Source organism: Serratia myotis, from assembly GCF_027474885.1.
GTDB classification, from domain to species: Bacteria; Pseudomonadota; Gammaproteobacteria; order Enterobacterales; family Enterobacteriaceae; genus Serratia; species Serratia proteamaculans.
In genome coordinates this window covers 4,414,552-4,440,546 of sequence record NZ_CP099707.1, presented here as the reverse complement: position 1 = coordinate 4,440,546, position 25,995 = coordinate 4,414,552, and the positions used below count along the sequence as shown (strand labels likewise).

18 protein-coding genes are annotated in these 25,995 nt (G+C 57.4%); 14 read left to right on the top strand and 4 right to left on the bottom strand.

Features of this window, described 5'->3' with window-relative positions; genetic code table 11:
- Positions 1 to 168: 168 nt before the first annotated feature.
- A complete protein-coding gene (aas, locus tag NHG65_RS20925; protein WP_499182623.1) occupies positions 169 to 2,322 on the top strand; it encodes a bifunctional acyl-ACP--phospholipid O-acyltransferase/long-chain-fatty-acid--ACP ligase in 2,154 nt (717 codons plus the stop codon).
- Positions 2,322 to 3,518 carry a lysophospholipid transporter LplT gene (gene lplT, locus NHG65_RS20920; RefSeq protein WP_499182622.1) on the top strand — a complete coding sequence of 399 codons (1,197 nt, stop codon included), beginning with the start codon at positions 2,322 to 2,324 and terminating at the stop codon, positions 3,516 to 3,518. The genes aas and lplT overlap by 1 nt, the downstream gene beginning before the upstream one ends.
- Before the next feature lie 32 nt (positions 3,519 to 3,550).
- Here the strand turns inward: lplT and NHG65_RS20915 are convergent, their stop codons facing one another.
- The 4 genes from NHG65_RS20915 to mutH all read right to left on the bottom strand — a co-directional run bounded on the left by NHG65_RS20915 (position 3,551) and on the right by mutH (position 6,668).
- Complete coding sequence (locus NHG65_RS20915) at positions 3,551 to 4,591, bottom strand: NADP(H)-dependent aldo-keto reductase (protein ID WP_012146531.1); 1,041 nt, start codon at positions 4,589 to 4,591, stop codon at positions 3,551 to 3,553.
- Between the two features lie 188 nt (positions 4,592 to 4,779).
- Positions 4,780 to 4,998: a YgdI/YgdR family lipoprotein gene (locus NHG65_RS20910; RefSeq protein ID WP_099063784.1), complete on the bottom strand. Its 219-nt coding sequence runs from the start codon at positions 4,996 to 4,998 to the stop codon at positions 4,780 to 4,782.
- Between the two features lie 171 nt (positions 4,999 to 5,169).
- Positions 5,170 to 5,886, bottom strand: coding sequence for a TerC family protein (locus tag NHG65_RS20905; protein WP_099063783.1), 717 nt, complete (start codon positions 5,884 to 5,886; stop codon positions 5,170 to 5,172).
- A 95-nt stretch (positions 5,887 to 5,981) separates the two neighbouring features.
- Complete coding sequence (gene mutH / locus NHG65_RS20900) at positions 5,982 to 6,668, bottom strand: DNA mismatch repair endonuclease MutH (RefSeq protein ID WP_112347242.1); 687 nt, start codon at positions 6,666 to 6,668, stop codon at positions 5,982 to 5,984.
- A 696-nt stretch (positions 6,669 to 7,364) separates the two neighbouring features.
- On the opposite strand from mutH, the gene rppH reads away from it, so the two are divergent.
- The 12 genes from rppH to recD all read left to right on the top strand — a co-directional run bounded on the left by rppH (position 7,365) and on the right by recD (position 25,965).
- On the top strand, positions 7,365 to 7,892 hold the full coding sequence (gene rppH / locus NHG65_RS20895) for an RNA pyrophosphohydrolase (RefSeq protein WP_012146527.1): 528 nt from the start codon (positions 7,365 to 7,367) through the stop codon (positions 7,890 to 7,892).
- A gap of 12 nt (positions 7,893 to 7,904) precedes the next feature.
- Entirely contained in the window at positions 7,905 to 10,151 is a 2,247-nt protein-coding gene (gene ptsP, locus NHG65_RS20890; protein ID WP_499182621.1) for a phosphoenolpyruvate--protein phosphotransferase, read from the top strand.
- 193 nt (positions 10,152 to 10,344) lie between these two features.
- A complete protein-coding gene (gene lgt / locus NHG65_RS20885; protein ID WP_085118585.1) occupies positions 10,345 to 11,217 on the top strand; it encodes a prolipoprotein diacylglyceryl transferase in 873 nt (290 codons plus the stop codon).
- Between the two features lie 7 nt (positions 11,218 to 11,224).
- On the top strand, positions 11,225 to 12,019 hold the full coding sequence (thyA, locus tag NHG65_RS20880) for a thymidylate synthase (RefSeq protein WP_085118584.1): 795 nt from the start codon (positions 11,225 to 11,227) through the stop codon (positions 12,017 to 12,019).
- Positions 12,020 to 12,217: 198 nt separating this feature from the next.
- Positions 12,218 to 12,724 (top strand): prepilin peptidase-dependent protein, encoded by a 507-nt coding sequence (locus NHG65_RS20875; protein WP_499182620.1) that lies wholly within the window; start codon positions 12,218 to 12,220, stop codon positions 12,722 to 12,724.
- On the top strand, positions 12,712 to 13,290 hold the full coding sequence (locus NHG65_RS20870) for a prepilin peptidase-dependent protein (protein WP_499182619.1): 579 nt from the start codon (positions 12,712 to 12,714) through the stop codon (positions 13,288 to 13,290). Before NHG65_RS20875 ends, NHG65_RS20870 begins: the two co-directional genes overlap by 13 nt.
- Positions 13,287 to 13,733 (top strand): YgdB family protein, encoded by a 447-nt coding sequence (locus tag NHG65_RS20865; protein WP_499182618.1) that lies wholly within the window; start codon positions 13,287 to 13,289, stop codon positions 13,731 to 13,733. The genes NHG65_RS20870 and NHG65_RS20865 overlap by 4 nt, the downstream gene beginning before the upstream one ends.
- Entirely contained in the window at positions 13,723 to 14,097 is a 375-nt protein-coding gene (locus tag NHG65_RS20860; protein ID WP_314733068.1) for a prepilin-type N-terminal cleavage/methylation domain-containing protein, read from the top strand. The genes NHG65_RS20865 and NHG65_RS20860 overlap by 11 nt, the downstream gene beginning before the upstream one ends.
- Before the next feature lie 33 nt (positions 14,098 to 14,130).
- Complete coding sequence (gene recC, locus NHG65_RS20855; protein WP_499182617.1) at positions 14,131 to 17,502, top strand: exodeoxyribonuclease V subunit gamma; 3,372 nt, start codon at positions 14,131 to 14,133, stop codon at positions 17,500 to 17,502.
- Positions 17,503 to 17,681: 179 nt separating this feature from the next.
- Positions 17,682 to 20,570, top strand: coding sequence for a pitrilysin (ptrA, locus tag NHG65_RS20850; protein ID WP_499183502.1), 2,889 nt, complete (start codon positions 17,682 to 17,684; stop codon positions 20,568 to 20,570).
- Positions 20,567 to 24,118, top strand: coding sequence for an exodeoxyribonuclease V subunit beta (gene recB, locus NHG65_RS20845; protein ID WP_499182616.1), 3,552 nt, complete (start codon positions 20,567 to 20,569; stop codon positions 24,116 to 24,118). Before ptrA ends, recB begins: the two co-directional genes overlap by 4 nt.
- Positions 24,115 to 25,965 carry an exodeoxyribonuclease V subunit alpha gene (gene recD, locus NHG65_RS20840; protein ID WP_499182615.1) on the top strand — a complete coding sequence of 617 codons (1,851 nt, stop codon included), beginning with the start codon at positions 24,115 to 24,117 and terminating at the stop codon, positions 25,963 to 25,965. The genes recB and recD overlap by 4 nt, the downstream gene beginning before the upstream one ends.
- Positions 25,966 to 25,995 lie beyond the last annotated feature (30 nt).

The following is a 25,995-nucleotide window of genomic DNA, read 5'->3' as shown; positions in this document are numbered from 1 at the left end:
GTAGGTGATCCCAGAGGTATTGATTGGTGAGAAATCAGCATACTCTGTATGTTGAAGCCATTTTCAATTGCACCAACCTACGCGGATGCGTAGGTTTTTTTTTGCCTGCCATATAGTATTCTTTTCCCTACAACCATTTACGCTCATCTTGGCCAAGGGGAGAAGGGCATGATCTTTTCTATACTGCGGGTGCTGTTCCGCCTGCTGTACCGGGTACGTGTCGAGGGCGACGTCCGACATTTCGATCAGCAAAAGCTGCTGATTACCCCCAATCATATCTCCTTCCTCGACGGCGTTTTGCTGGCGGTGTTTTTGCCGATCAAGCCGGTGTTTGCCGTGTATGCCAGCATTGGCGATCGCTGGTTTATGCGCTGGCTGCGGCCCTATATCGACTTTGTCTCGCTCGATCCGACCAAACCCATGGCTATCAAACAGCTGGTGCGCACGGTAGAGCAGGGCCGGCCGGTGGTGGTGTTTCCTGAAGGGCGTATCACCGTTACCGGTTCGCTGATGAAGGTTTATGACGGTGCGGCGTTTATCGCCGCCAAATCCGGAGCGACCCTGGTACCGATACGGCTGGATGGCGCCGAGTTCAGTCCCTTTGGGCGCATGGCCGGGGTGTTCAGGATCCGCTGGTTCCCGCAGATCAGCATCCGTATTTTACCTCCGACCTCGCTGCCGATGCCGGTAGCGCCGCGAGCCCGCGATCGCCGTGCGTTGGCTGGTGACCGGTTGCACCAGATCATGATGAAGGCACGGATGGATACCCGTGAGCCGCAGACCCTGTTCCAGGCCCTGCTGGCGGCGCAGCACCGTTATGGCGGTAACAAGCCGTGCATCGAGGATATTAACTTCAAGGAGGACAGCTACCGGACGCTGACCAAGAAAGCGCTGGGTGTCAGCCGTATCCTGCAACGCTTTACTGCCGAGGGTGAGCATGTCGGTATGTTATTACCGAATGCGACCATCACCGTCGCGGCGATTTTTGGCGCTTCACTGCGTAATCGCATTCCGGCGATGCTCAATTACACTGCCGGGTCCAAAGGCCTGAAAAGCGCCATGACCGCCGCCAGCCTCAAAACCATCGTCACTTCGCGCCAGTTCCTGGAAAAGGGTAAGTTGACGCATTTGCCACAGCAGGTGCCGGAGGCCAATTGGGTGTACCTGGAGGATCTGAAAGATACGATTACCCTGGCGGACAAACTGTGGATCCTGCGTCACCTGTTCCAACCGGCGCGCGCCATGCTGCCGCAGCAACCGGACGATGCGGCGCTGATCCTGTTCACCTCCGGCTCGGAGGGCAATCCGAAGGGCGTCGTGCATTCTCACGCCAGCCTGCTGGCCAACGTTGAACAGATCCGCACCATCGCCGATTTCACCCCGCGTGACCGTTTTATGTCATCGTTGCCTCTGTTCCACTCGTTTGGCCTGACGGTCGGGCTGTTGACCCCGCTGATGACCGGCAGCCGCATTTTCCTTTACCCCAGCCCGCTGCATTACCGTGTGGTACCGGAGCTGGTTTATGACCGCAACTGCACCGTGCTGTTCGGCACCGCGACTTTCCTCAATAACTATGCCCGCTTTGCCCACCCGTATGATTTTGCTCGTTTGCGCTACGTGGTGGCCGGGGCGGAAAAGCTGGCGGACAGCACCAAACAGATTTATCAGGACAAATACGGCATCCGCATCCTGGAAGGCTATGGCGTGACCGAATGCGCGCCGGTGGTGTCGATCAACGTGCCGCTGGCGGCCAAGGTGGGCACCGTCGGCCGTATCATGCCGAATATGGAGGCGCGGTTGATGAAGGTGCCGGGTATCGATAACGGCGGGCGCTTGCAGTTGAAGGGGCCTAATATCATGAAAGGCTATCTGCGGGTGGAACGCCCGGGCGAGCTGGAGCCCCCGGCGGCAGAGGATGAGCACGGCAGCCTGCAGCCGGGTTGGTACGATACCGGCGATATTGTCACATTGGACGAGCAGGGGTACTGCGTGATCCGCGGTCGGGTGAAGCGCTTTGCCAAACTGGCGGGGGAAATGGTCTCGCTGGAAAGTGTGGAACTGCTGGCACAGCGCGTAGCGCCGGAGGGGCAGCACGCCGCCACGGTGAAAAGTGACAGCAGCAAAGGTGAGGCGCTGGTACTGTTTACCACCGACGCCGGCATCACCCGCGAAGCCTTGTTGAAGGTGGCGCGGGAATTGGGCAGCCCTGAGCTGTCTGTGCCGCGTGATATCCGTATTTTGAAAACCTTACCGGTGCTCGGCAGCGGGAAACCGGACTTTGTGACCCTGCGTAACATGGCTGAACAGCCGGAGACTGTCTGATGAACCCGACGTTGAATACTGATTCACCCTTGCTTTCGCGCAGCATGATTGCGGTGATTTGCGCTCAGTTTTTGTCTGCATTCGGCGACAACGCGCTGCTGTTCGCCACGCTGGCGTTGATCAAACAGCAGCTTTACCCCGACTGGAGCCAGCCGATTTTGCAGATGGCGTTTGTCGCCACCTATATCATCCTCGCGCCTTTTGTCGGCCAGGTGGCTGACAGCTTCGCCAAGGGGCGGGTGATGATGGTGGCCAACGGTCTGAAGCTGGCCGGTGCGTTGGTGATTTGTTTCGGGTTCAATCCGTTCCTCGGTTATACCCTGGTGGGCGTTGGCGCCGCGGCCTATTCACCCGCCAAGTACGGTATTTTGGGCGAGATCACCAGCGGCGAAAAACTGGTCAAGGCCAATGGCCTGATGGAGGCCTCCACCATTGCCGCGATCCTGATCGGATCGGTGGCCGGCGGCATACTGGCCGACTGGCATATCGTGGCGGCGCTGGCGGTGTGTGCGGTGGTCTATGCGGCGGCGGTGATTGCCAATCTGTACATTCCGCGCTTGCCGGTGGCACATCCTGCCGTTTCCTGGACGCCGCGTGCCATGACGCGGGCCTTCTTCAACGCCTGTGTGGTGTTGTGGCGCGACGGCCAGACACGCTTCTCATTGATTGGCACCAGCCTGTTCTGGGGCGCAGGGGTCACGCTGCGCTTCCTGTTGGTGTTGTGGGTGCCGGTGGCGCTCGGTATCGCCGATAACGCCACGCCGACGCTGCTCAATGCCATGGTGGCGGTCGGGATTGTGATTGGCGCCGGTGCGGCCGCGCGCTTCGTCACGCTGGAAACGGTGAAGCGTTGCATGCCGGCCGGGATCCTGATCGGTGTAGCGGTGGCAATATTCGCGCTGCAAACCACCCTGTTTAACGCTTATGTAGTGCTGCTGATTATCGGCGTATTGGGCGGCTTCTTTGTGGTGCCGCTGAATGCGCTATTGCAGGAGCGGGGCAAAAACTCGGTGGGGGCGGGGAACGCGATCGCGGTGCAGAACCTGGGGGAGAACACCGCCATGTTGCTGATGCTCGGGTTGTATTCTCTGGCGGTCAAAATCAGTGTGCCGGTGGTCGGCGTGGGGATTGGTTTTGGCGTGGTGTTCGCACTGGCGATTAGCGCGCTGTGGTTGTCGCAGCGGCGGGCAAAATAACGGATGGGGCGCGATCAGGCGCCCCATCTTGTTTATGGCGCAGGAATGGTAAAGCGGGTATGGATCTCTTCCAGCCCCTGCAACACATCTTCATTCAACACCACGTCGAAACTGTCGATGTTGGTTTTCAGCTGTTCCAGCGTGGTCGCGCCCAGCAGGGTACTGGCAACGAAGGGTTGTTGGCGCACAAAGGCCAGCGCCATCTGCGAAGGATCCAGCCCGTGCTTTTTGGCTAACGCGACATACTCGGCAATCGCCAACTGCGTTTGTGGCGCAGAGTAGCGGTTAAAGCGCGTGAATAACGTGTTGCGCGCACCGGCCGGTTTTGCGCCGTTCAGATACTTGCCGCTCAGGGTACCGAACGCCAGGCTGGAATAGGCCAGCAGTTCGACGCCTTCGTGCTGGCTGATCTCTGCCAGGGCAATCTCAAAACTGCGGTTCAGCAAGCTGTAGGGATTCTGAATTGAGACGATGCGCGGCAACTCGTGCTTTTCAGCCAGTTGCAGGTAACGCATCACGCCCCATGGCGTTTCGTTAGACACCCCGATATAACGGATTTTACCGGCACGCACCTGTTCGGTCAGCGCCTCCAGCGTTTCCAACAGGGTGACGGTGGCTTTATCATCGGTGTATTGATAATTGAGCTTGCCGAAGTAGTTGGTCGGACGCTGTGGCCAGTGCAGTTGGTAGAGATCGAGATAATCGGTGTTGAGTCGTTTCAGGCTGGCGTCCAGCGCGACACGGATATTTTTGCGATCCAGCGCCTGCTGTGGACGGATACTGCTGTCGGTGCCACGCACCGGCCCGGCAATCTTGCTGGCCAGCACTATCTTCTCACGGTTGCCGCGTGCCTTGATCCAACTGCCAATGTATTGCTCGGTCAGCCCCTGGGTTTCAGGACGGGGTGGAACCGGGTACATCTCTGCGGTATCGATCAGGTTGACGCCAGCGGCTAATGCATAGTCGAGTTGCGCATGGGCATCGGCTTCACTGTTCTGTTCGCCAAAGGTCATGGTGCCCAGTCCCAGCACGCTCACTTCTAAAGAACTGTGGGGAATACGGTGGTATTGCATTAACGGCCTTCCTTTCATGTTAGCGCTAACGGGCGGTACCGCCCGGTGAAACAGGAGCCAAATGGCAGGCTGTGGCAAACAACCCGCAAGGCGGTGATATCGCCTTTTCCGACTATAACCAAGCCGGGAAGATGGGGGAAGTGGATTCAGTGCGGGGAAGGCTATCACGCAGGATAGCCGACGGGGGATTAGCGTTCGATAACCTGTGAAACCTGATCGCCGTTGATTTGACGGCTGTTGCCTTTTTCATCTTTGTAGCTGATCAGGCCGGTATCCTGGTCAATCTCCGGTTTACCCTGGGTCAGGATCATATTGCCGTCTTTGGTCGCCATCACGTAATCGCTGGAACATCCCGCCAACCCGGCGGCGATCACCAACGCAGACACTGCCATTACCCACTTGTTCATCCTGCGGATCCTCTGTTATGTATGCAAAAAAGAAGCTTCTTCTTAGATTAGCAAACTCTGTAAGCGCCGTGTTTCGGATAAGTCTTTATCTTTATAGATTAAAGTGACGTTGAAGCAGGGCGGAAGGCGAAAATAATAACGGGAGCGGCTGGCGCGCACTCCCGTGGGGAATTACTCAGAGACGGTTTTTTTCTTGCTGCGCATCAGATTAAGCGCTTCGACCGACATTGAGAAGAACATCGCAAAGTAGATGTAGCCTTTTGGCACATGCACCTGGAAGCTTTCCAGCATCAGGGTGAAGCCCACCAGGATCAGGAACGCCAGCGCCAGCATTTTCACCGAAGGATGGCGGTTAACGAACTCGCCAATAGGGCGGGCGGCAAACATCATGACGCCAACGGCAATCACCACTGCGGCCATCATGATAAACAGGTGGTCGGACAGGCCTACTGCGGTAATCACCGAGTCCAGGCTGAAAATGATGTCCAGCAGCATAATCTGCACGATGGCACCAAAGAAGCCGTGCACCTTGGTGTGGTGCTCTTCATCGGAGCCTTCGATGGTTTCATGGATCTCTTTACTGGCTTTCCAAATCAGGAACAGCCCACCCAGCAGCAGGATCAGATCGCGCGCCGAGATACTGTGGTCCATGAAGCTAAACAGCGGATGGGTCAGACGGATCACCCAGGCGATAGAGGCCAACAGCCCCAGCCGCATTAACATTGCGCCGGCCAGACCGATGCGGCGAGCCTTGTTCTGCTGTGCTTTCGGCAGCTTGGACACCACCAGCGACAGGAAAATAATGTTATCAATACCCAAAATGATCTCAAGAATGGTCAGCGTACCTAACGCTAACCAGGCATTGGGATCCATAATCCACTCGAACATTGGCAAACCACACCTTAATAAAAAGCAAAGGCTGAATTATACGCGTTTATTGATACAGCGACACTGTTAGCTAAACGCGACCTAAACAAAAGGGATCAGATAAAGAAATGTCTTGCTAATAATGCACCAGTGAAGCTTTTTTTCAGGTAGAACCCGCGCGGCAATGTGAGGATCGGCTGACCCTGTTCGCCGATAGCTTCGGTCAGGGCCTTACTGTTGGCCGCCTTGGGACGCAGTTGCAGCACTTCACCGTGGCGGGCAGTGATCCGCTCGACATGACCAAGCACAATCAAATCCATCAGTTCCTCCCAGTCGCGGCGCAACATTTCTTCCTCTTCGGCGCTCGGGCTCCACAACAGCGGTGAACCTATACGTCGCTGTGCCAGCGGGATTTGCCGCTCGCCTTCCACCGGGATCCACAGCACCCGCGCCAGCTTATGGCGCACATGGCTGCTGGCCCAGGTTACGCCGCTGTTGCCGGTTAAGGGTGCCACGCAGACGAAGGTGGTTTCCAGCGGTCTGCCGGCGGCGTCTATCGGGATGGTTTTCAGCTCGATGCCCAACTCGGGGAAATCCTGCTCCGGCTTGCTGCCCGCCATGGCACCCAGATACTGCTCCAGCAGCATGCCAACCCAGCCTTTATCGCGCTTCAGGTCTTTGGGGATAGCCAACTGTGCACGTTCGGCCAGTTCACCCAGATGGCAGCCGGCAAGCTGCTGCGCCCGTTCAAACAGTTGTTGTTCGTTTTCTGGAGGAGGGGGCAAAGGAGATAAAAACGCCATAATACCAGCCTGTTAGATTTGGTTGAAAAATGTACTGTATTTGTCCACAGAGAACCTTGGCGGGAAAGGACTGGGGAAAAGAATAATAGTAGCATGATTTTTCATGACTTTTTTTCTCACAGCCGGCAGAGGAAAAATTCCGGGCGACGCTTGTGCACCTGAAGCCACCGACAATAAACAGGATCTTACACCTATTTATCCACAGATTTATGGGATAACCCAAATTTTTACCGATCACTGGTTCGATTTACAGCCTTGACGCAGGCACTTTTTTGCGAAATTGTCCGTTTTGTGCGTATCTCATACGGATAATCTGTGGATAAAAACAACGTTGGTGGATCTTTCGCCAGGGTAAGATCCTAAACGGACATAGATCACATTTTTGCTCTGTATAGGGCTGTTGATAATTATATATCTTTATGTTTTTAAACGATTAATATGATTATTATTTTTATGGGGTTTTTAGGCTCACCAGAGTTTTACCGGCTTATCCCTTGAGTTCTTCACACACCTATCCACAGAAAAAGTGAATAAAACCGCGTGTAAATCGCCTCGCATGTTTATAACTTTGCCATTATCTGTGAGTTATCCCAATGTTATCCGGTCTGCAGCGCCGCAAAGCAGTGGTTTACCGCCTGTAGCTTGTGTGAAACAATCAGGGTATCTATGCGAATTTAAGCTTATCGAGGTAGTCCGGTGATCGATGATGATGGCTACCGCCCGAATGTTGGTATCGTAATCTGTAATCGTCAGGGGCAAGTCCTGTGGGCTCGCCGTTACGGTCAACACTCCTGGCAGTTTCCCCAAGGTGGGATTAACCCTGGTGAAACCGCAGAACAGGCAATGTACCGTGAGCTGTTCGAAGAAGTGGGGCTGAGTAAAAAGGATGTACGCATCCTGGCCTCAACCCGCAACTGGTTGCGCTATAAATTGCCAAAACGTTTGGTGCGTTGGGACACAAAGCCGGTTTGTATCGGCCAAAAGCAGAAATGGTTTCTGTTGCAGTTAATGTGCAATGACGCTGATATCAATATGCAACGCAGCAGCACGCCGGAGTTTGACGGTTGGCGCTGGGTGAGTTTTTGGTATCCGGTGCGCCAGGTGGTGTCGTTCAAACGTGACGTGTACCGCCGGGTGATGAAAGAATTCGCCGTCACCGTGATGCCAATGCAGGAGCAGGCAGCACAGCGGCAGACCCCCGCTTATCGCCGGAAGAGAGGTTAAGTTAAGCCGACTATGCTCACGCGCTTGCGAGAAATTGTTGAGAAGGTGGCCGCGGCGGCCAGCCTGACAGATGCGCTGGATCTTTTGGTCAATGAAACCTGTCTGGCAATGGATACAGAAGTTTGTTCCATCTATCTGGCGGACAACGACCGCCGCTGCTATTACCTGATGGCGACACGCGGGTTAAAAAAACCGCGTGGGCGCGCTATCGCATTGGCCTTTGATGAAGGGATTGTCGGTTTGGTCGGACGCCGTGCGGAGCCGATTAACCTGGCCGACGCGCAGAGTCACCCCAGCTTCAAATACATTCCCCAGGTGAAAGAGGATCGTTTCCGATCCTTCCTCGGCGTGCCGATCATTCATCGTCGCCAACTGCTGGGCGTGCTGGTGGTACAGCAGCGTGAGCTACGTCAGTTTGACGAAAGCGAAGAATCCTTCATGGTGACCCTGGCCACGCAAATGGCCGGGATCCTCTCGCAGTCACAGCTTAACGCCATTTTCGGACAGTATCGTCAGACGCGCATTCGTGCACTGGCGGCCTCCCCAGGCGTTGCGGTGGCCGAAGGCTGGCAGGACAGCAGCCAGCCGTCACTCGATCAAGTTTACGAGGCTTCGACGCTCGATACTGCCAGCGAGCGCGAACGCCTGACCCAGGCGCTGGAAGAAGCCGGCGCGGAATTCCGCCGTTTCAGCAAGCGCTTTGCCGCCAGCTCGCAAAAAGAGAGCGCGGCGATCTTCGATCTCTACTCTCACCTGTTGAACGACGCGCGCCTCAAGCGCGAACTGTTTGCCGAAATTGATGCCGGTTCCGTGGCGGAATGGGCGGTTAAACAGGTGATCGAGGTCTTTGCGGCTCAGTTTGCCAGCCTGCAAGACACCTATATGCGTGAGCGCGCCAGCGATCTGCGCGCGCTTGGTCAGCGTCTGTTATTCCACCTCGATGACACCACCCAGGGCGCTACCCAGTGGCCGGCGCGTTTTGTGCTGGTGGCCGATGAATTGACCGCGACCCTGCTGGCAGAAATGCCACAGGACAGACTGGTCGGCGTGGTGGTGCGTGACGGTGCCGCCAACTCCCATGCGGCCATCCTGGTGCGAGCGATGGGGGTGCCGACGGTGATGGGGGCGGATATCCAGCCTGCGCTGCTCAGCCAGCGGCTGCTGATCGTCGACGGTTATCGCGGCGAATTGCTGGTCGACCCGGAACCGGTGCTGGTGCAGGAATACCAACGACTGATCAGCGAAGAGCTGGAATTAAGCAAGCTGGCGGAAGACGACGTTGAGCAACCGGCCCAACTCAAAAGTGGCGAGCGCGTCCAGGTAATGCTTAACGCCGGCCTCAGCCCGGAACATGAAAAACTGCTGGGCGGGCGGGTTGACGGTGTGGGTCTGTACCGTACCGAGATCCCTTTTATGCTGCAGAGCGGCTTCCCTTCCGAAGAGGAACAGGTCGCCCAGTATCAGGGCATGCTGCAACTGTACCCGAACAAGCCCGTGACGCTGCGCACGCTGGATATTGGCGCCGATAAGCAACTGCCTTATATGCCGATCAGCGAAGAAAACCCCTGTCTGGGTTGGCGCGGCATCCGCATCACCCTGGATCAGCCGGAAATCTTCCTGATCCAGGTGCGTGCCATGCTGCGTGCCAATGCCGGTACCGGCAATCTGGGCATACTGCTGCCGATGATCACCAGCCTGGAAGAGATCGACGAGGCCCGACGCTTGATCGACCGCGCAGGGCGGGAAGTGGAAGAGGTACTGGGATATGAAATCCCAAAACCCAAATTAGGCATCATGCTGGAAGTGCCCTCGATGATCTTCATGATCCCGCATCTGGCCGGGCGCGTTGAGTTTATCTCGGTAGGCACCAACGACCTGACCCAGTACTTGCTGGCGGTAGATCGCAATAATACTCGGGTAGCGGCGCTGTACGACAGCCTGCATCCTTCCATGCTGCAGGTGCTCAAGCTGATAGCCGTGCAGGCCAGGGCAGTTGGGTTGCAGGTAAGCCTGTGTGGGGAGCTGGCCGGTGATCCTATGGGCGCACTGCTGCTGGTGGGGATGGGTTACCGTAATCTGAGCATGAACGGACGTAGCGTGGCGCGCATCAAATATCTGCTGCGGCACATTGAGTTATCCGACGCCGAAGTGTTGGTGCAGCGGGTGCTCAATGCCCAAATGACCACCGAAGTGCGTCATCAGGTAGCGGCATTTATGGAACGGCGCGGCATGGGTGGTTTGATCCGCGGCGGTAAGTAAGGCCGTGGGCTGACTGATTTTTTTACAGAACTTTTCCCAGCAGGCCAGTCCGGAGGCGGTTAAGCTTATGCTATTATCCGCCTCCTCAACTGCGCTGAAAGCAACGGAAAAATAATGCTCCTGCTGTGTTTCACCGCGTTTGGTACCTGCCGCCCCCGGATGGGGAAGAATAATAGACTTGTTGTGGTGATAGATGACCAATAGCTATCTGGCGTTTCCTAAATTTGATCCGGTGATTTTCTCTATCGGCCCGGTCTCTCTGCATTGGTACGGTCTGATGTACCTGGTTGGCTTCGTTTTTGCCATGTGGCTGGCGGTACGCCGGGCCAACAAACCGGGCAGCGGCTGGACCAAGGATGAAGTAGAGAACCTGCTGTATGCCGGTTTCCTCGGTGTGTTCGTCGGTGGCCGCGTGGGCTATGTGCTGTTCTACAACCTGCCGCTGTTCATGGATAACCCGCTGTATCTGTTCAAAGTCTGGGATGGCGGCATGTCATTCCACGGCGGTCTGATGGGGGTGATCCTGGTGATGTTCTGGTTCGCTCGCCGCACCAAACGCACCTTCTTCCAGGTTTCTGATTTTATTGCCCCGCTGATCCCCTTCGGCCTGGGTGCCGGCCGTTTGGGCAACTTTATCAACGGCGAACTCTGGGGCCGTGTGACTACCGATACCCCATGGGCGATGCTGTTCCCAAGCTCACGCCCGGAAGACGTAGCGCTGGCTGCCGCCGATCCGCAATTGCTGCCTATCCTGAACCAATACGGCGTGTTGCCGCGTCACCCGTCCCAGCTGTATGAACTGCTGTTGGAAGGCGTGGTGCTGTTTATCATTCTGAACCTGTTTATCCGCAAACCGCGGCCGATGGGGGCCGTTTCCGGCCTGTTCCTGATTGGCTACGGCGCATTCCGTATTATCGTCGAAGCTTTCCGCCAGCCGGATGCCCAGCTTGGCCTGTTTGACGGCGTCATCAGCATGGGGCAGATCCTGTCCGTCCCTATGGTGGTGGCCGGTATTATTATGATGATTTGGGCGTATCGTCGTCGCCCGCAGCAACAACTGTCGTGAGGAACAAATGAAACAGTATCTGGATTTGATGAACAAAGTGCTCGCCGAGGGCACCCCTAAAGCCGACCGTACCGGCACTGGCACCTTGTCGATATTCGGCCACCAGATGCGTTTCAATTTGCAGGAAGGGTTCCCGCTGGTCACTACCAAGAAGTGTCATTTGCGCTCAATCATCCATGAACTGCTGTGGTTCCTGAATGGTGACACCAACGTGGCTTATCTGCGGGAAAACAACGTCAGCATCTGGGACGAATGGGCGGATGAAAATGGCAGCCTTGGCCCCGTCTATGGCAAGCAGTGGCGTGCCTGGGGGACGGCGGATGGTCGTCAGATCGACCAGTTGACCACCGTGCTGAACCAACTGAAACAGGATCCGGATTCGCGCCGTATTATCGTTTCCGCCTGGAACGTGGGTGAGCTGGATCAGATGGCGCTGGCACCTTGCCACGCGTTCTTCCAGTTCTATGTGGCAGACGGCAAATTGTCTTGCCAGCTGTACCAGCGCTCCTGCGATGTGTTCCTTGGCCTGCCGTTCAATATCGCCAGTTATGCGTTGTTGGTACATATGATGGCGCAGCAATGCGATCTGGAAGTGGGTGATTTCGTCTGGACCGGCGGCGACACTCATCTGTACAGCAACCATATGGAACAAACCCAGCTGCAGCTGACCCGTGAACCGCGTGCATTACCGAAGTTGGTGATCAAGCGCAAGCCGGCATCGTTGTTCGATTACCGCTTCGAAGACTTTGAAATCGAAGGTTACGATCCGCACCCTGCCATCAAGGCACCGGTTGCCATCTGATTTTTATCCGATGATTGATCCCCAAGGGCGCACAGGTTGCGCCCTTGGTTTTTTCTGCCGATCCACCTCCGCTGTTTCTGCGCTCTGCTTCGCATTTAATTGGGCTTCCCCGTCAGTTTCATAGAAAGGTTGCGCAGCGCGCTTCAGGCCAGATAACGCCTTCTTTATCCTGCTGTGCCTCTGGTTACACTGGCCGGCATGAGCGACAAGATGATTTTCAACATTGAGGGCCAGCGCGGCATGACGCTGATTGAGCTGCTGGTGGTGATTACCCTGGCGGGCCTGCTGACCGGTTGGGGCGTTAGCCACTGGCGTCATTATCAGCAGGCCTTGCGGCTGGAGCATACCGCACAGCAGCTGCTGGCCTTTCTCACCCGGTTACAGGCGGACGCCAACTGGCGTAATCGCACGGCGCTGCTGGGGTTTAAAACCGGCGATCCCTGGTGCATCGGCAGCGGTCAAGCGCCGGTGGATTGTGCAGCGCTCGGCGATGATGTGTTCCGTCCTGACTATCGGGACGTGCAACTGGCGGGGTTTACCCAAAAAGATATCGGGTTTTATGGCCTGCGTAACAATGCCCAGGCCGGGCATATTTTGCTCAGGAATGGTGCCGGCAGCCTGCGCCTGGTGCTGTCAGCCAAGGGGCGGCTACGGTTATGCAGCCAAGACGTGAGCCTGAGGGGGATTGCGGTATGTCAGCCCTAGAGCGCGGTTTTACACTGCCGGAGGTGATGCTGGCACTGACCTTTGGCAGCCTGATTGCGTTGGCTGCGGCAAAAACCTATCCGGTGTTGCGTCAGCACAGTGTCGATGTCGGTCGGCATTATCGGCTGGAATCGGTGCTGCGGCAGTTAGCCTTTGGCATTGAGAAGGATCTGCGCCGCGCCGGCTTCTGTGCAGGCCGGTGCCAGGGCCAACCCTTGTTGATCAGTCATGCGGCCGGGGAGGCGGCGGGCAGCTGTGTGATAGTTGCCTATGACATCACCCGCAGCGGGCGTTGGGAAACCCTCGGTGCCGACGCCGGCTACTTCGGGTACCGGTTACGGCAAGGCATGCTGGAAGGGCAGAGAGGCGTGAGTCACTGCCGTGGCACCGGCTGGGAGCGTCTGCTCGATAACGATGAAGTGCGCATTGAGACCTTCAGCATCAAGGTGAATGCGGGCGACAGCGGTAAAAACTGGGTGACGCTGGCCTTGAGTGGCCGTTCAAAAGCGGATAAAGGGATACGGCGCAGCCTGCAGTGGGCGGTTAACATGGCCTCGCTGCCATGAATGCTGGCGGGCAGCGGGGAGGCAGCACCCTGGCGGCAGTGATGATGTTGCTGGTGATGGGGTTGATGCTGCTGAATGCCCAGCACCGCCAACTGGACAGTGCTCTGCTGCTGGCCGCCGACGAGAAGCGTTATCTACAGGCTTATAATCAGGCCGCTTCGGCGCTCAGTTGGGGCGTGGTGCAGTCCTGGCCGCGCGGGCGGTTAGCCACTAACGACTGGTGGTGTCAGCAAACCGGTGAGCTGCGCGCCTGTGCAAAATTATCCTCTCAGGCGGGCATTGTGCTGGTCCGTGGTGATGCGCAGGTGAGCCGTGGGGAACCGTTGCGGTTATACCAACGAACCCAACCTGAAGGCACCGGGGGTGTCATCGGGCTGAGGGTGGAAACCGGCGGCTGGCTGGATTTTTGCCCTGAAAAAAAGCAGGTAGACTGTGCGGAGTAACCTGCGCAGCGCGTCCGGTGCAGCGTTATGGCGCCAACGGGGTTTCAGCCTGCCGGAGGTACTGATCGCCGCGTTGCTGTTCGCGGTGTCGCTGCTGGGATTGTTACAGTATCATCAGGTGCTGTTGCAGTCGTTCCAGCGTCAGTGGCAGTATCGACAGGCCTGGTCGTTGGCGCATCAGCAATTGGAAGTTTTCGCCGCTAGCGGGCGTGTGGATGTCGGGCTGCCGCTACCGGGCCCCGGTTGGCAACGTGAGACAGGGTTAAGCACCCCGCAAGCCGGCTGCCAACGGCTGACGGTAAGAATACAAACGCCCCAGCGACAGTGGGCGGAACTCAGTCGTTGGTACTGCATGCGCCCGTGATCCGGCGGATATTTTGTTTTAAGGGAGCTCCCAATGTTTAGGGTTTATCATTCCAATCAGTTGGATTTGCTGAAAACGTTAACCAGCGCGTTGATAGCCAGAGAGCCATTGGCCGATCCTTTTCAACCGGAAGTGGTGCTGGTACAGAGCCCCGGTATGGCGCAGTGGTTACAGATGCAACTGGCAGAACAATTTGGCATTGCCGCCAACATTGCGTTCCCATTGCCGGCCACCTTCATCTGGGACATGTTCACCCGGGTGTTACCGGGGATCCCGAAAGAGAGCGCCTTCAGCAAAGACGCCATGACCTGGAAGTTGATGTGGCTGTTGCCCGACCTGCTCACCCAACCTGAATTTGCCCCACTGCAGCATTACCTCACCGACGACGGCGACAAGCGTAAAATCCACCAGCTTGCCGGTCGGGTGGCTGACCTGTTTGACCAATATCTGGTGTATCGCCCGCAATGGCTGGAAAGCTGGCAGCAGGGTGAGCCTGTTGATGGGCTGGCGGAGGCACAGCAATGGCAAGCGCCGTTATGGGCGCGGTTGGTCGAATACACTCAGGAATTGGGGCAGCCGGAATGGCACCGTGCCAACCTGTATCGCCGTTTTATCAGCGCGTTAGAGAAAGCTGAAACCCCGCCGGCGGGGCTGCCACCTCGGGTCTTTATCTGCGGTATCTCGGCGTTGCCACCGGTGTATCTGGAAGCGTTGCAGGCGCTGGGCAAGCATATTGATATTCATCTGATGTTCACCAACCCGTGCCGCTACTATTGGGGGGACATTCAGAGCCAGTCATTCCTGGCTAAATTGCAGAGCCGTAAGCGGCAGCATTATCGCGACAAAACGGAATATTCGTTATTCCGGGATCCTGATAATGCCGCCGGGTTGTTTAACGACGCCGGCGAGCAAGACCTGCCAAACCCGCTGCTGGCTTCATGGGGCAAGCTGGGGCGCGACCACCACTTTTTACTCTCGCAGATCGAATCCTCAGAGGAAATTTTTGCCTTTGTTCATATCCCTGCGGACAATCTGCTGCATGCTATTCAGCACGATATGCTGGAGCTGAAGAACAGTGCGGTTATCGGTACCACACCGGAAACGCTGGAGAGCAGCGTCACTAAACGTCGGCTTGATCCTGCCGATCGCTCGATTAGCCTGCACGCCTGCCACAGCCCGCAGCGTGAGGTGGAAGTACTGCACGATCAGCTGTTGAGCATGCTGGCGGATGATCCTGAGCTGACGCCACGCGACATCATCGTGATGGTGGCGGATATCGACAGCTACACGCCATATATTCAGGCGGTATTCGGTAACGCTTCCCCCGAACGTTACCTGCCGTTTGCCATCTCTGACCGCAAGGCCAGCCAGGCTCACCCGGCGCTACAGGCGTTTATTTCATTACTGGATCTGCCGCAGAGCCGCTTTACCTCAGAGCAGGTGCTGGCCTTGCTGGAGGTTCCGGCGCTGGCAGCGCGGTTCTCCATTCGGGAGGAAGGGCTGCGCCTGTTGCGCCACTGGGTCGGCGAGTCCGGCGTGCGTTGGGGGCTGGATGACGACAACGTACGTGAACTGGATCTGCCCGCTACCGGCCAGCACACCTGGCAATTCGGTATTACACGCATGCTGCTGGGTTACGCCATGGACAGCAATGTCGGCGACTGGCAGGGCGTTTTACCCTATGACGAGTCGAGCGGGCTGGTAGCTGAACTGGCCGGGCAACTGGCGGAACTGCTGGCGGCGCTGAGCCGCTGGCGACAACGGTTGGGGCAGGCGCGTTGTTTGCCGGAGTGGCAGCCACTGTGCCGCCAACTGCTGGAAACCTTTTTTGAACAGGACGGCGAAACGGAAGTGGTGTTGGCGCTGATAGAACAGCAGTGGAACAAGCTGTTCGAATTTGGGCTGGCGGCACGCTATCCCGACGAGGTGCCGCTGTCTATCCTGCGGGATGAACTGGCGGCACGTCTCGATCAGGAACGCATCAGCCAACGTTTCCTGGCCGGACAAATCAACTTCTGCACGCTGATGCCCATGCGTTCCATCCCGTTTAAAGTGGTCTGCCTGCTGGGCATGAACGACGGAGTTTATCCGCGCACCTTGCCACCGCTAGGCTTTGATTTGATGGCGCAACAGGTGAAACGCGGCGACCGCAGCCGCCGTGATGATGACCGCTACCTGTTCCTCGAGGCGATCCTGTCGGCGCAACAACGGCTGTATATCAGCTTTATTGGCCGCTCCATCCAGGATAACAGCGAGCGTTATGCTTCGGTGCTGGTGACCGAGCTGCTGGAGTACCTTGAGCAAAGTTATTGTCTGCCGGGCGATGAAAACCTGGACGCCGATGGCAGCGCACAGCAGGTGGGTAAACATTTGCTTAACTGGCATTCACGCATGCCGTTTGCCGCCGAGAATTTCCTGCCCAATAGCGAAGCGCAGAGCTATGCCGCCGAATGGTTACCTGCCGCCGATCGGCGCGGCGCGGCGCATCCCGCGTTTAATCAGCCCCTGTTGCCGGATGAAAAAACGCAGATCTCGCTGGACGATTTACTGCGGTTCTACCGCCACCCGATCCGCGCCTTCTTCCAACTGCGGTTGGGGGTCAGTTTCATCCTGGAAGAAACCGAGCTGCCGGATGAAGAGCCCTTCACCCTGGATAATCTCAGCCGCTATCAGTTCAATAGCCAACTGTTGAACACGCTGATTGACGGTGGGGATGCTGCCCGCCTGTTTCAGCGGGTGCGTGCCGCCGGCGGGTTGCCTTTTGGCCCCTTCGGCGAAATATACTGGCAGAAGCAGCAGGAAGAGATGACCGAACTGGCCGAACAGGTACGCGCCGAACGTAGCGAAGGGCACAGCCTGGAACTGGATATCGACATTGCCGGTGTGCGCATCAGCGGCTGGCTACATCAGGTCCAGGACGACGGGCTGCTGCGCTGGCGGCCGTCAACCTTATCGGCAGTCGACGGCATATTGCTGTGGCTGGAACATCTGGTGTACTGCTGCGTCGGTGGCAGCGGAGAAAGCCGCATCTACGGACGCAAAGGGGCTGCCTGGCGTTTTGCCGCGTTAAGTGCGCAAGAGGCCCACGAGCAATTGGCTGAACTGGTGGCTGGCTACCAGCGCGGTCTGTGTCAGCCGTTGCTGTTGCTGAACAAAAGTGGTTGGGCGTGGCTGAGCCAGTGCTATCAGGCTGAGACGCAGCAGATTGCCTGGGATGAAGAGGTGCAAATCAAGGCCCGGGCCAAGCTGCTGCAAACCTGGCAGGGCGATCAGCGTATTCCAGGCGAAGGCGAGGATCCCTATGTGCAACGGGTATTCCGCCAGTTGGACAATATTTATTTAGCGCAAATTCTGGCCGAAACAGAGCGTTATCTGTTGCCGGTGGCACGGCATAACCTTGGGTAACAATCCCCCGGTGGTACTGATTGCCCTGAGGTGGTAAAAATAATCAGGGTTATATTCAACTATCGGGGTTAGCTCCGGTCTTACATAACGTACAGGCATATAGCTTTTGTTGTTTTTATGTACGTCGTCAACGTCAGGGATGTGGCGCGACGGCGTCAGAATAGGGGTTCATTTTGGATATGCGCAGACAGTTGGCCCGTATCACCGGGTTAGTATTAGTGGTTATGTTTTGGGCACCGTTGAGCTGGGCCGCACAGGGATGGCAACCGCTGGCGGAGAAGATCAACAAAAGCGATCACGATCCGCGTCAGTATCAGGCGATCAAGTTGGCGAACGGCATGACCGTGCTGTTGGTTTCCGACGCTCAGGCACCGAAATCACTGGCGGCGCTGGCGCTGCCGGTCGGCTCGCTGGAAGATCCGAACAGTCAGCTAGGGTTGGCGCACTACCTGGAGCACATGGTGCTGATGGGCTCCAAACACTACCCGCAGGCGGAGAATCTGGCGGAGTTCCTGAAGAAGCATGGGGGCAGCCATAACGCCAGCACCGCGTCTTATCGCACCGCGTTCTATCTGGAAGTGGAAAACGACGCGCTGGCCCCGGCGGTAGACCGCATGGCGGACGCTATCGCCGAACCGCTGCTGGAGCCGGGCAATGCCGATCGTGAACGTAACGCGGTTAATGCCGAGCTGACGATGGCGCGTTCACGCGACGGAATGCGCATGGCGCAGGTCGGGGCAGAAACGCTGAACCCGGCACACCCCAGTGCGCGTTTCTCAGGCGGTAACCTCGATACCTTAAAAGACAAGCCGGGCAGCAAGCTGCACGATGAGCTGACGGCATTCTACCAACGCTATTATTCCGCCAATCTGATGATGGGGGTGCTGTACAGCAACCAGCCATTGCCGGAGCTGGCTGAACTGGCGGCCAAAACTTTTGGCCGCGTGCCTAATCGTGATGCCAGCGTGCCGCCGATCAACGTCCCGGCGGTCACTCCTGAACAGCAGGGCATCATTATTCACTATGTCCCGGCCCAGCCGCGCAAGCAGTTGAAAGTGGAATTCCGCATTGACAATAACAGCGCTGAATTCCGCAGCAAGACCGATACCTACATCAGCTACCTGATTGGCAACCGCAGCCAAAATACCCTGTCTGACTGGCTGCAAAAGCAGGGGTTGGCGGATGCCATCAATGCCGGGGCCGATCCTATGGTGGATCGCAACGGCGGCGTATTCTCAATCAGTGTTTCACTGACCGATAAAGGCCTGGCCAAGCGTGACGAAGTTGTCGCCGCTATCTTTAACTACCTGAAAATGTTGCGCAGCGAAGGCATCAAGCAAAGCTATTTTGATGAGATCTCCCACGTATTGAATCTGGATTTCCGTTATCCGTCGATCACCCGTGATATGGATTACATCGAATGGCTGGTGGATACCATGCTGCGTGTGCCGGTCGAACATACGCTGGACTCGCCTTATCTGGCAGACCGCTATGACGCCAAGGCGATCGCCGAACGTCTGGACGCCATGACGCCACAGAATGCGCGGATCTGGTTCGTCAGCCCGAATGAGCCGCATAACAAGATGGCCTACTTCGTCAATGCGCCTTATCAGGTCGATAAAATCACCCCGCAGCGCTTTGAACAGTGGCAGCAACTGGGTAAAGGGATCAGCCTGTCGTTACCCACGCTGAACCCGTATATTCCGGATGATTTCAGTCTGACCAAGCCTTCACACGAGTTTAAAAAACCGGAGATGGTGGTCGACCAACCGGGCCTGCGTGTGTTGTATATGCCGAGCCGTTACTTTGCCGATGAGCCTAAGGCTGACGTCACAGTGGCGTTCCGCAATGCAAAAACCATGGATTCTGCACGCAACCAGGTGTTGTTCTCTTTGACTGACTATCTGGCAGGGATTTCGCTGGATCAACTGAGCTACCAGGCTTCGGTTGGCGGGCTGAGTTTCTCAACTTCGCCGAACAACGGCCTGGAGTTCAACGCCAACGGCTTTACCCAGCGCTTGCCGCAACTGCTGACTTCCCTGATCGAGGGCTACTCGAGCTTTACGCCGACCGAAGATCAACTGGCGCAGGCCAAGTCCTGGTATCTGGAGCAGTTGGATTCTGCCGAGAAGGGCAAAGCGTTTGAGCTGGCGATCCAGCCGGTGCAGATGGTTTCTCGCGTGCCTTATTCCGAACGTAGTGAGCGCCGTGAGGTGCTGAAAACCCTGACGCTGAAAGACGTACTGGCCTACCGCGACAGCCTGTTGGCCGACGCGACGCCGGAGCTGTTGGTGGTGGGGAATATGAGCAAGCAGCAGGTGGATACCCTGGCCTCAACGCTGAAACATCGCCTGGGTTGTACCGGTATCGAATGGTGGCACGGCGAAGACGTTGAAGTGACTAAAAGTCAGCTGGCCAATCTGCAGCGGGCGGGCAGCAGCACCGACTCGGCGCTGGCGGCGGTGTATGTGCCGACCGGCTACGACGAAGTGACCGGCATGGCTTACAGCTCACTGTTGGGCCAGATTATCCAGCCATGGTTCTACAGCCAACTGCGTACTCAGGAACAACTGGGCTACGCAGTGTTTGCTTTCCCAATGTCTGTGGGCCGTCAGTGGGGGATTGGTTTCCTGCTGCAAAGCAACAGCAAGCAGCCGGCCTATCTGTATCAGCGTTACCAGGATTTCTACCCGAAAACCGAGAAACGCCTGCGTGAGATGAAACCGGCGGACTTCGAGCAGTACCAGCAGGCGCTGATCAACGAACTGAAGCAGCGTCCGCAAACCCTGAGCGAAGAGGCCGGTCGTTTCGCCAATGACTTCGATCGCGGTAACTTCTCATTTGATACTCGTCATAAGCTGATTGAGCAGGTCAAGCAGCTGACGCCGACCAAACTGGCGGATTATTTCCATCAGGCGGTGATTAAGCCACAGGGTCTGGCGGTGTTGTCGCAGGTGAGTGGCAGCGGGCAAGAGAAGGCGGATTACGCCGTGCAGCCGGACTGGGTGACTTATCCAAACGCCTCTGCGCTGCAGAAAACTCTGCCGCGTAAAGTGGCGACACCATGACAGAGACCGCCCCGCAGCGGCTTGACCCGCTAACATTGCCGCTGTTTGGCGAGCGGCTGATAGAAGCGTCGGCGGGGACCGGTAAAACCTTTACCATTGGCGCACTGTATCTGCGCCTGCTGCTTGGCCTGGGCCAGGCAGCGGCCTTTCCCCGGCCGCTGACGGTAGAGGAGATCCTGGTGGTGACCTTTACCGAGGCCGCCACCGAGGAGCTGCGCGGGCGTATCCGTAGCAATATCCATGGATTACGCATTGCCTGCGTGCGCGGCACCAGTAAGAATCTGTTATTTAACGCGTTAATGGCGGAAATTGACGATCTGCCCGATGCCGCCGCGCAGCTGCTGGCTGCCGAACGGCAGATGGATGAAGCGGCAATCTACACCATTCATGGCTTTTGCCAGCGCATGTTGACCCATAACGCCTTCGAGTCCGGCATTCTGTTTGAACAAACGCTGGTGCAGGATGAATTGCCGCTACGCCGTCAGGCCTGCGCGGACTTTTGGCGCCGTCATTGTTATCCGTTACCGCTGGGCGTCGCCCGGGCGGTGAGTCAGGAGTGGAGTGGCCCGGAAGCACTACTGGCGGATCTTTCCGGCTACCTGCACGGCGAAGCACCTATGCTGCGTCGGCCGCCGAAGGATGAAGAAACGGTTCTGATGCGCCATGAGCAGATTGTGGCGCGCATTGACGCCATTAAAGCGCAGTGGCTGGCAGCTGCGGGCGATCTGGAAGCGTTGATCAGCCAGTCCGGCGTTGATAAGCGCAGTTACAGCAGCAAGCATCTGCCCAACTGGCTGCATAAGGTGGGGGAATGGGTGGTGCTGGAAACTCAGGACTATCAACTGCCGAAAGAGCTGGATAAATTCCGCCAGTCGGTACTGCTGGATAAAACCAAAAAAGGCGAGCCGCCACGGCATGCGCTGTTTGTGGCGATCGACGAACTGTTCGATGAACCGCTGACGTTACGTGACTTGATCATGGCGCGGGCGTTGAGCGAGATACGGCTGTCCATTCAGCAGGAGAAGCGTCAGCGCGCCGAACTGGGCTTTGACGATCTGTTAAGCCGACTGGATAGCGCATTGCAGAGTGACGGTGGCGAACGGTTGGCGCAGGCGATCCGCCAGCGTTACCCGGTAGCGATGATCGATGAGTTCCAGGATACCGATCCCCAGCAATACCGCATCTTCCAAAAACTTTATGTCGGCAGGCCGGAATGCGGCCTGCTGCTGATCGGCGACCCCAAGCAGGCGATTTACGCCTTCCGTGGTGCCGACATCTTTACCTATATGCGCGCCCGTTCAGAGGTAAGCGCCCACTATACGCTTGAAACCAACTGGCGCTCGTCCCCGTCGATGGTGGGCAGCGTTAACCATCTGTTTGCTCAGGTGGAAAAACCCTTCCTGTTCGGCCAAATTCCCTTTATTGAGGTAGCCGCCGCCGAGAAAAACCGGGGGTTGGCCTTTGAGCTGCAAAACCAGCCACAGCCGGCGATGCAGTTTTGGCTGCAGCAAGGGGAAGGCGTTGGCGTTAGTGAGTACCAACAATTGATGGCACGCCTGTGCGCCACGCAAATCCGCGACTGGCTCAGTGCCGGGCAAGACCAGCAGGCCTGGCTGGTGGACGGAGAAAAACGGCGGGCAGTAGAGGCGTCAGACATTACCGTACTGGTGCGTAGCCGCAATGAGGCGGCGTTAGTGCGTGATGCCCTGAGTGCGCTGGCCATACCTTCGGTTTATCTATCCAACCGCGACAGCGTATTTGATACGCCAGAGGCCAAAGATCTGCTGTGGCTGCTGCAGGCGGTACTGGCACCGGAGCAGGAACGCACGCTGCGCAGTGCCATGGCGACCGGGCTGATGGGGCTGGATGCACCAACGCTGGACGGATTGAATCAGGATGAGCGCGCCTGGGATGCGCTGGTCAATGAGTTCGACAAATACCGAACGCTCTGGCTGCGCCGCGGTGTGTTACCGATGCTGCGTGAAGTGATGAATCAGCGCCATCTGGCGGAAAACCTGTTGGCCAGCCTCGGTGGTGAGCGTCGGTTAACCGACGTGATGCATTTGGGGGAACTGTTGCAGGAGGCCTCCGCGCAGCTCGACAGCGAACATGCGCTGGTGCGTTGGCTGGCACAGCAGATTTCCCAGCCCAATCGACAGTCCGATAACCAGCAACTGCGGCTGGAAAGCGACCGACATCTGGTGCAGGTGATCACCATCCATAAATCTAAAGGCCTGGAGTTCGATCTGGTGTGGTTGCCGTTCGTCGGCAATTTCCGCCAGCAACAGCAGGTGCTGTACCACGATCGCCAGAGTTTCCAGGCCTTGCTGGATCTCAACGCCGATGAACAAAGTCTCGAATGGGCGGAGGAGGAACGGCTGGCAGAAGATCTACGTCTGCTGTATGTCGCGCTGACCCGTTCGGTATACCACTGCAGCATTGGCATTGCGCCGTTGATTCAAGGCACCCGCAAGAAACAGGGTGATACCGATTTACACCGCAGCGCGCTGGGTTATCTGGTGCAGTCCGGCCAGGCAGGCGATGCAGCTTATCTGCAGCAATGCCTGCAACAGCTGGCCGCAGATGGCGTTGCGCTGTCGCTGGTGGAAACCCTGGACGAGCAGCCCTGGCTGCCGCAAACGCCGGCCTTGACCGAGCTGGCGGCGAAGCACTTCTCGCGTCAGGTACAGGATTTTTGGCGGGTGACCAGTTATACCGGCCTGCAACAACATGGCGCGGGCCTGATGCAGGATTTGTTGCCACGGCTGGATGTCGATGCCGCCGGTGAGAAAGCCCAGGAAAGTGAGCCAGCGCTCACACCGCATACCTTCCCACGGGGGGCCGGTCCGGGGACCTTCCTGCACAGCCTGTTTGAAACACTTGATTTTACCCAACCGCTCGATGAGGCGTGGTTGCTGGAGCAGTTGCAACAGCAAGGGTTTGCCGATCACTGGCAACCGATACTGCTGGCGTGGATGCAGGTGCTGTTGAACACGCCGCTTAATGATACCGGTGTCGTGTTATCGGCGCTGGTACCGCAGCATAAACAGGCCGAGCTGCAGTTTTATCTGCCGATCGGGCAGCTGTTGCAGGCGCATGAGCTGGATAAGCTGGTGAAAAGCTACGATCCCCTTTCTGCTCGCTGCCCTGAATTGGATTTCCAACAGGTGCAGGGGATGCTGAAAGGGTTTATCGACCTGGTATTCTGCTGGCAGGGGAAATACTACCTGCTGGACTACAAATCCAACTGGCTGGGTGAAGACAGCAGTGCCTATACCCAACCGGCGATGGCACAGGCGATGGCAGAACACCGTTACGACCTGCAATATCAGCTATATACGTTGGCACTGCACCGCTATCTGCGTCATCGGTTGCCGGATTATGATTATCAGCGGCACTTCGGTGGGGTGATTTATCTGTTCCTGCGCGGCGTGGATGCACAGCATCCGGGTAATGGCATTTTCGCCTGCCGCCCGGAGGCGCAATTGGTGGAAGGCATGGACTTGTTATTCAGCGGTGAGGCTCTTGTGGCTGAGGATGAATCATGATCGCGCTACTGGAACAGGCGCAGGCACTCGGCGTGTTGCGCCCGCTGGACTTGCAGTTTGCCCGTGTGGTGGCCGGGAGCGACGAGCCGGAGATGCTGCTGGCTGCGGCCTGCCTCAGCGCAGAGGCCGGTGCGGGTCATGTCTGTCTGATGCTGGAACAGCTGCTGCCGGAAAATCTCTTTGACGGGCGTCAGCCGGAGCTGGCACAGGCCGCATGGTTGGCGGCAGGGCAGTTGGATGTGGCCGGTTGGCAGCAGCGTCTGTCGGCCAGTGCGGCGGTGGGTGATGGCAGTACCGCGATGCCGATGGTGTTGCAACAACAACGATTGTATCTGCAGCGTATGTGGCAGAACGAGGGTGAGGTTGCCGAGTTTATCAGTAGCGACAGCCTGCCTCAGGCGGTTGAAGAAGCCGAGCTGCGCGCCATTCTCGACCAATTATTTGGCGAAGCGACCGATGAACCCGACTGGCAGAAAATTGCGGCGGCGGTGGCCGCTACGCGACGTATTGCGGTGATTTCTGGTGGGCCGGGCACCGGTAAGACCACCACGGTCGCCAAATTACTGGCTGCGTTGGTGCAGCTTGCCGAGGGCCGTCGTTTGCGTATTCAGTTGGCTGCGCCTACCGGCAAAGCGGCGGCGCGTTTAACGGAATCGTTAGGCAGCGCAGGCAAACAACTGGCGTTAACCCCGGAGCAGCGCGCGCTGTTCCCCACCGAAGCCTCCACGCTCCATCGCCTGCTGGGCGCTCAGCCCAACAGTCAACGCATGCGTTATCACAGCGGCAACCGACTGCATCTGGATGTTCTGGTGGTCGATGAGGCCTCAATGGTCGACTTGCCAATGATGGCGCGTTTGATTGCCGCCTTGCCCGCTCAGGCGCGGGTGATCTTCCTGGGCGATCGCGATCAACTGGCTTCGGTAGAGGCTGGGGCGGTACTGGGAGATATCTGCCGCTTTGCCGAGCAAGGTTACAGCGTGGCGCGCGCAGAACAACTCTCTCGGCTAACCGGCTGTCTGTTGCAGGGCGAAAGTGCCCAGGCGGAGGCCGCAGTGCGCGACAGTCTGTGTCTGCTGCGCAAAAGCTATCGCTTTGATGCCAACTCGGGCATTGGCCAACTGGCCTCTGCGGTGAATACCGGTAATGGCAAGCTTGCACTGGCGGCACTCGACGGCCGTTTCAGTGACGTAAGCGGTTATCCGTTGGCGGAAACGCAAGACTATCAGGCGCTGCTGGATGCCTGCGTGACGGGCTATCGTGATTATCTGCAGCAGGTGGTCGCAGGTGCGGACGCGGTGGCGGTGCTGGCGGCGTTTGCTCGTTTCCAGGTGCTGTGTGCGCTGCGAGAGGGGCCATTCGGTATTGCCGGGTTAAATGAACGCATTGAGACGGGGCTGCAACGCGCCGGTCTGATCCAACGCAAGCCGGGGGCCGCAGGGCGTTGGTATTCTGGCCGTCCGGTGATGATTGGTCGCAATGACAGCACTCTGGGGCTGTTTAATGGCGATATCGGTATTGCCTTGCGGGATGAGACCGGCGAGCTACGTGTTCACTTCCAACTGCCAGACGGCAGCATTAAGTCGGTACAGCCGAGCCGTTTACCGGCGCATGAAACCGCATATGCGATGACGGTGCACAAGTCACAGGGCTCGGAGTTTGATCACACGGTGCTGGTATTGCCTAATCATTTCCTGCCGGTGCTGACGCGTGAATTGGTGTACACCGCGATCACCCGTGCTCGCAGGCAGCTTTCGTTATATGCCATTGATACGGTTTTGATGCGAGCCATTCGTACCCCCACCCAGCGTCGCAGCGGGTTGGCGGAGCGGTTGCAGATCACCGCCTGAGTGAGAATGAGCAGGGGCGCAGCATGCTGC

What these genes read in the sequence shown, in the direction of transcription:
- recC (WP_499182617.1), top strand. Translation starts at nt 14,131, where the DNA reads ATGTTTAGGGTTTATCATTCCAATCAGTTGGATTTGCTGAAAACGTTA.
- NHG65_RS20870 (WP_499182619.1), top strand. Translation starts at nt 12,712, where the DNA reads ATGTCAGCCCTAGAGCGCGGTTTTACACTGCCGGAGGTGATGCTGGCA.
- NHG65_RS20910 (WP_099063784.1), bottom strand. Translation starts at nt 4,998, where the DNA reads ATGAACAAGTGGGTAATGGCAGTGTCTGCGTTGGTGATCGCCGCCGGG.
- lgt (WP_085118585.1), top strand. Translation starts at nt 10,345, where the DNA reads ATGACCAATAGCTATCTGGCGTTTCCTAAATTTGATCCGGTGATTTTC.
- recB (WP_499182616.1), top strand. Translation starts at nt 20,567, where the DNA reads ATGACAGAGACCGCCCCGCAGCGGCTTGACCCGCTAACATTGCCGCTG.
- mutH (WP_112347242.1), bottom strand. Translation starts at nt 6,668, where the DNA reads ATGGCGTTTTTATCTCCTTTGCCCCCTCCTCCAGAAAACGAACAACAA.
- NHG65_RS20905 (WP_099063783.1), bottom strand. Translation starts at nt 5,886, where the DNA reads ATGTTCGAGTGGATTATGGATCCCAATGCCTGGTTAGCGTTAGGTACG.
- NHG65_RS20875 (WP_499182620.1), top strand. Translation starts at nt 12,218, where the DNA reads ATGAGCGACAAGATGATTTTCAACATTGAGGGCCAGCGCGGCATGACG.
- ptrA (WP_499183502.1), top strand. Translation starts at nt 17,682, where the DNA reads ATGCGCAGACAGTTGGCCCGTATCACCGGGTTAGTATTAGTGGTTATG.
- aas (WP_499182623.1), top strand. Translation starts at nt 169, where the DNA reads ATGATCTTTTCTATACTGCGGGTGCTGTTCCGCCTGCTGTACCGGGTA.
- thyA (WP_085118584.1), top strand. Translation starts at nt 11,225, where the DNA reads ATGAAACAGTATCTGGATTTGATGAACAAAGTGCTCGCCGAGGGCACC.
- NHG65_RS20865 (WP_499182618.1), top strand. Translation starts at nt 13,287, where the DNA reads ATGAATGCTGGCGGGCAGCGGGGAGGCAGCACCCTGGCGGCAGTGATG.
- recD (WP_499182615.1), top strand. Translation starts at nt 24,115, where the DNA reads ATGATCGCGCTACTGGAACAGGCGCAGGCACTCGGCGTGTTGCGCCCG.
- lplT (WP_499182622.1), top strand. Translation starts at nt 2,322, where the DNA reads ATGAACCCGACGTTGAATACTGATTCACCCTTGCTTTCGCGCAGCATG.
- NHG65_RS20915 (WP_012146531.1), bottom strand. Translation starts at nt 4,591, where the DNA reads ATGCAATACCACCGTATTCCCCACAGTTCTTTAGAAGTGAGCGTGCTG.
- ptsP (WP_499182621.1), top strand. Translation starts at nt 7,905, where the DNA reads ATGCTCACGCGCTTGCGAGAAATTGTTGAGAAGGTGGCCGCGGCGGCC.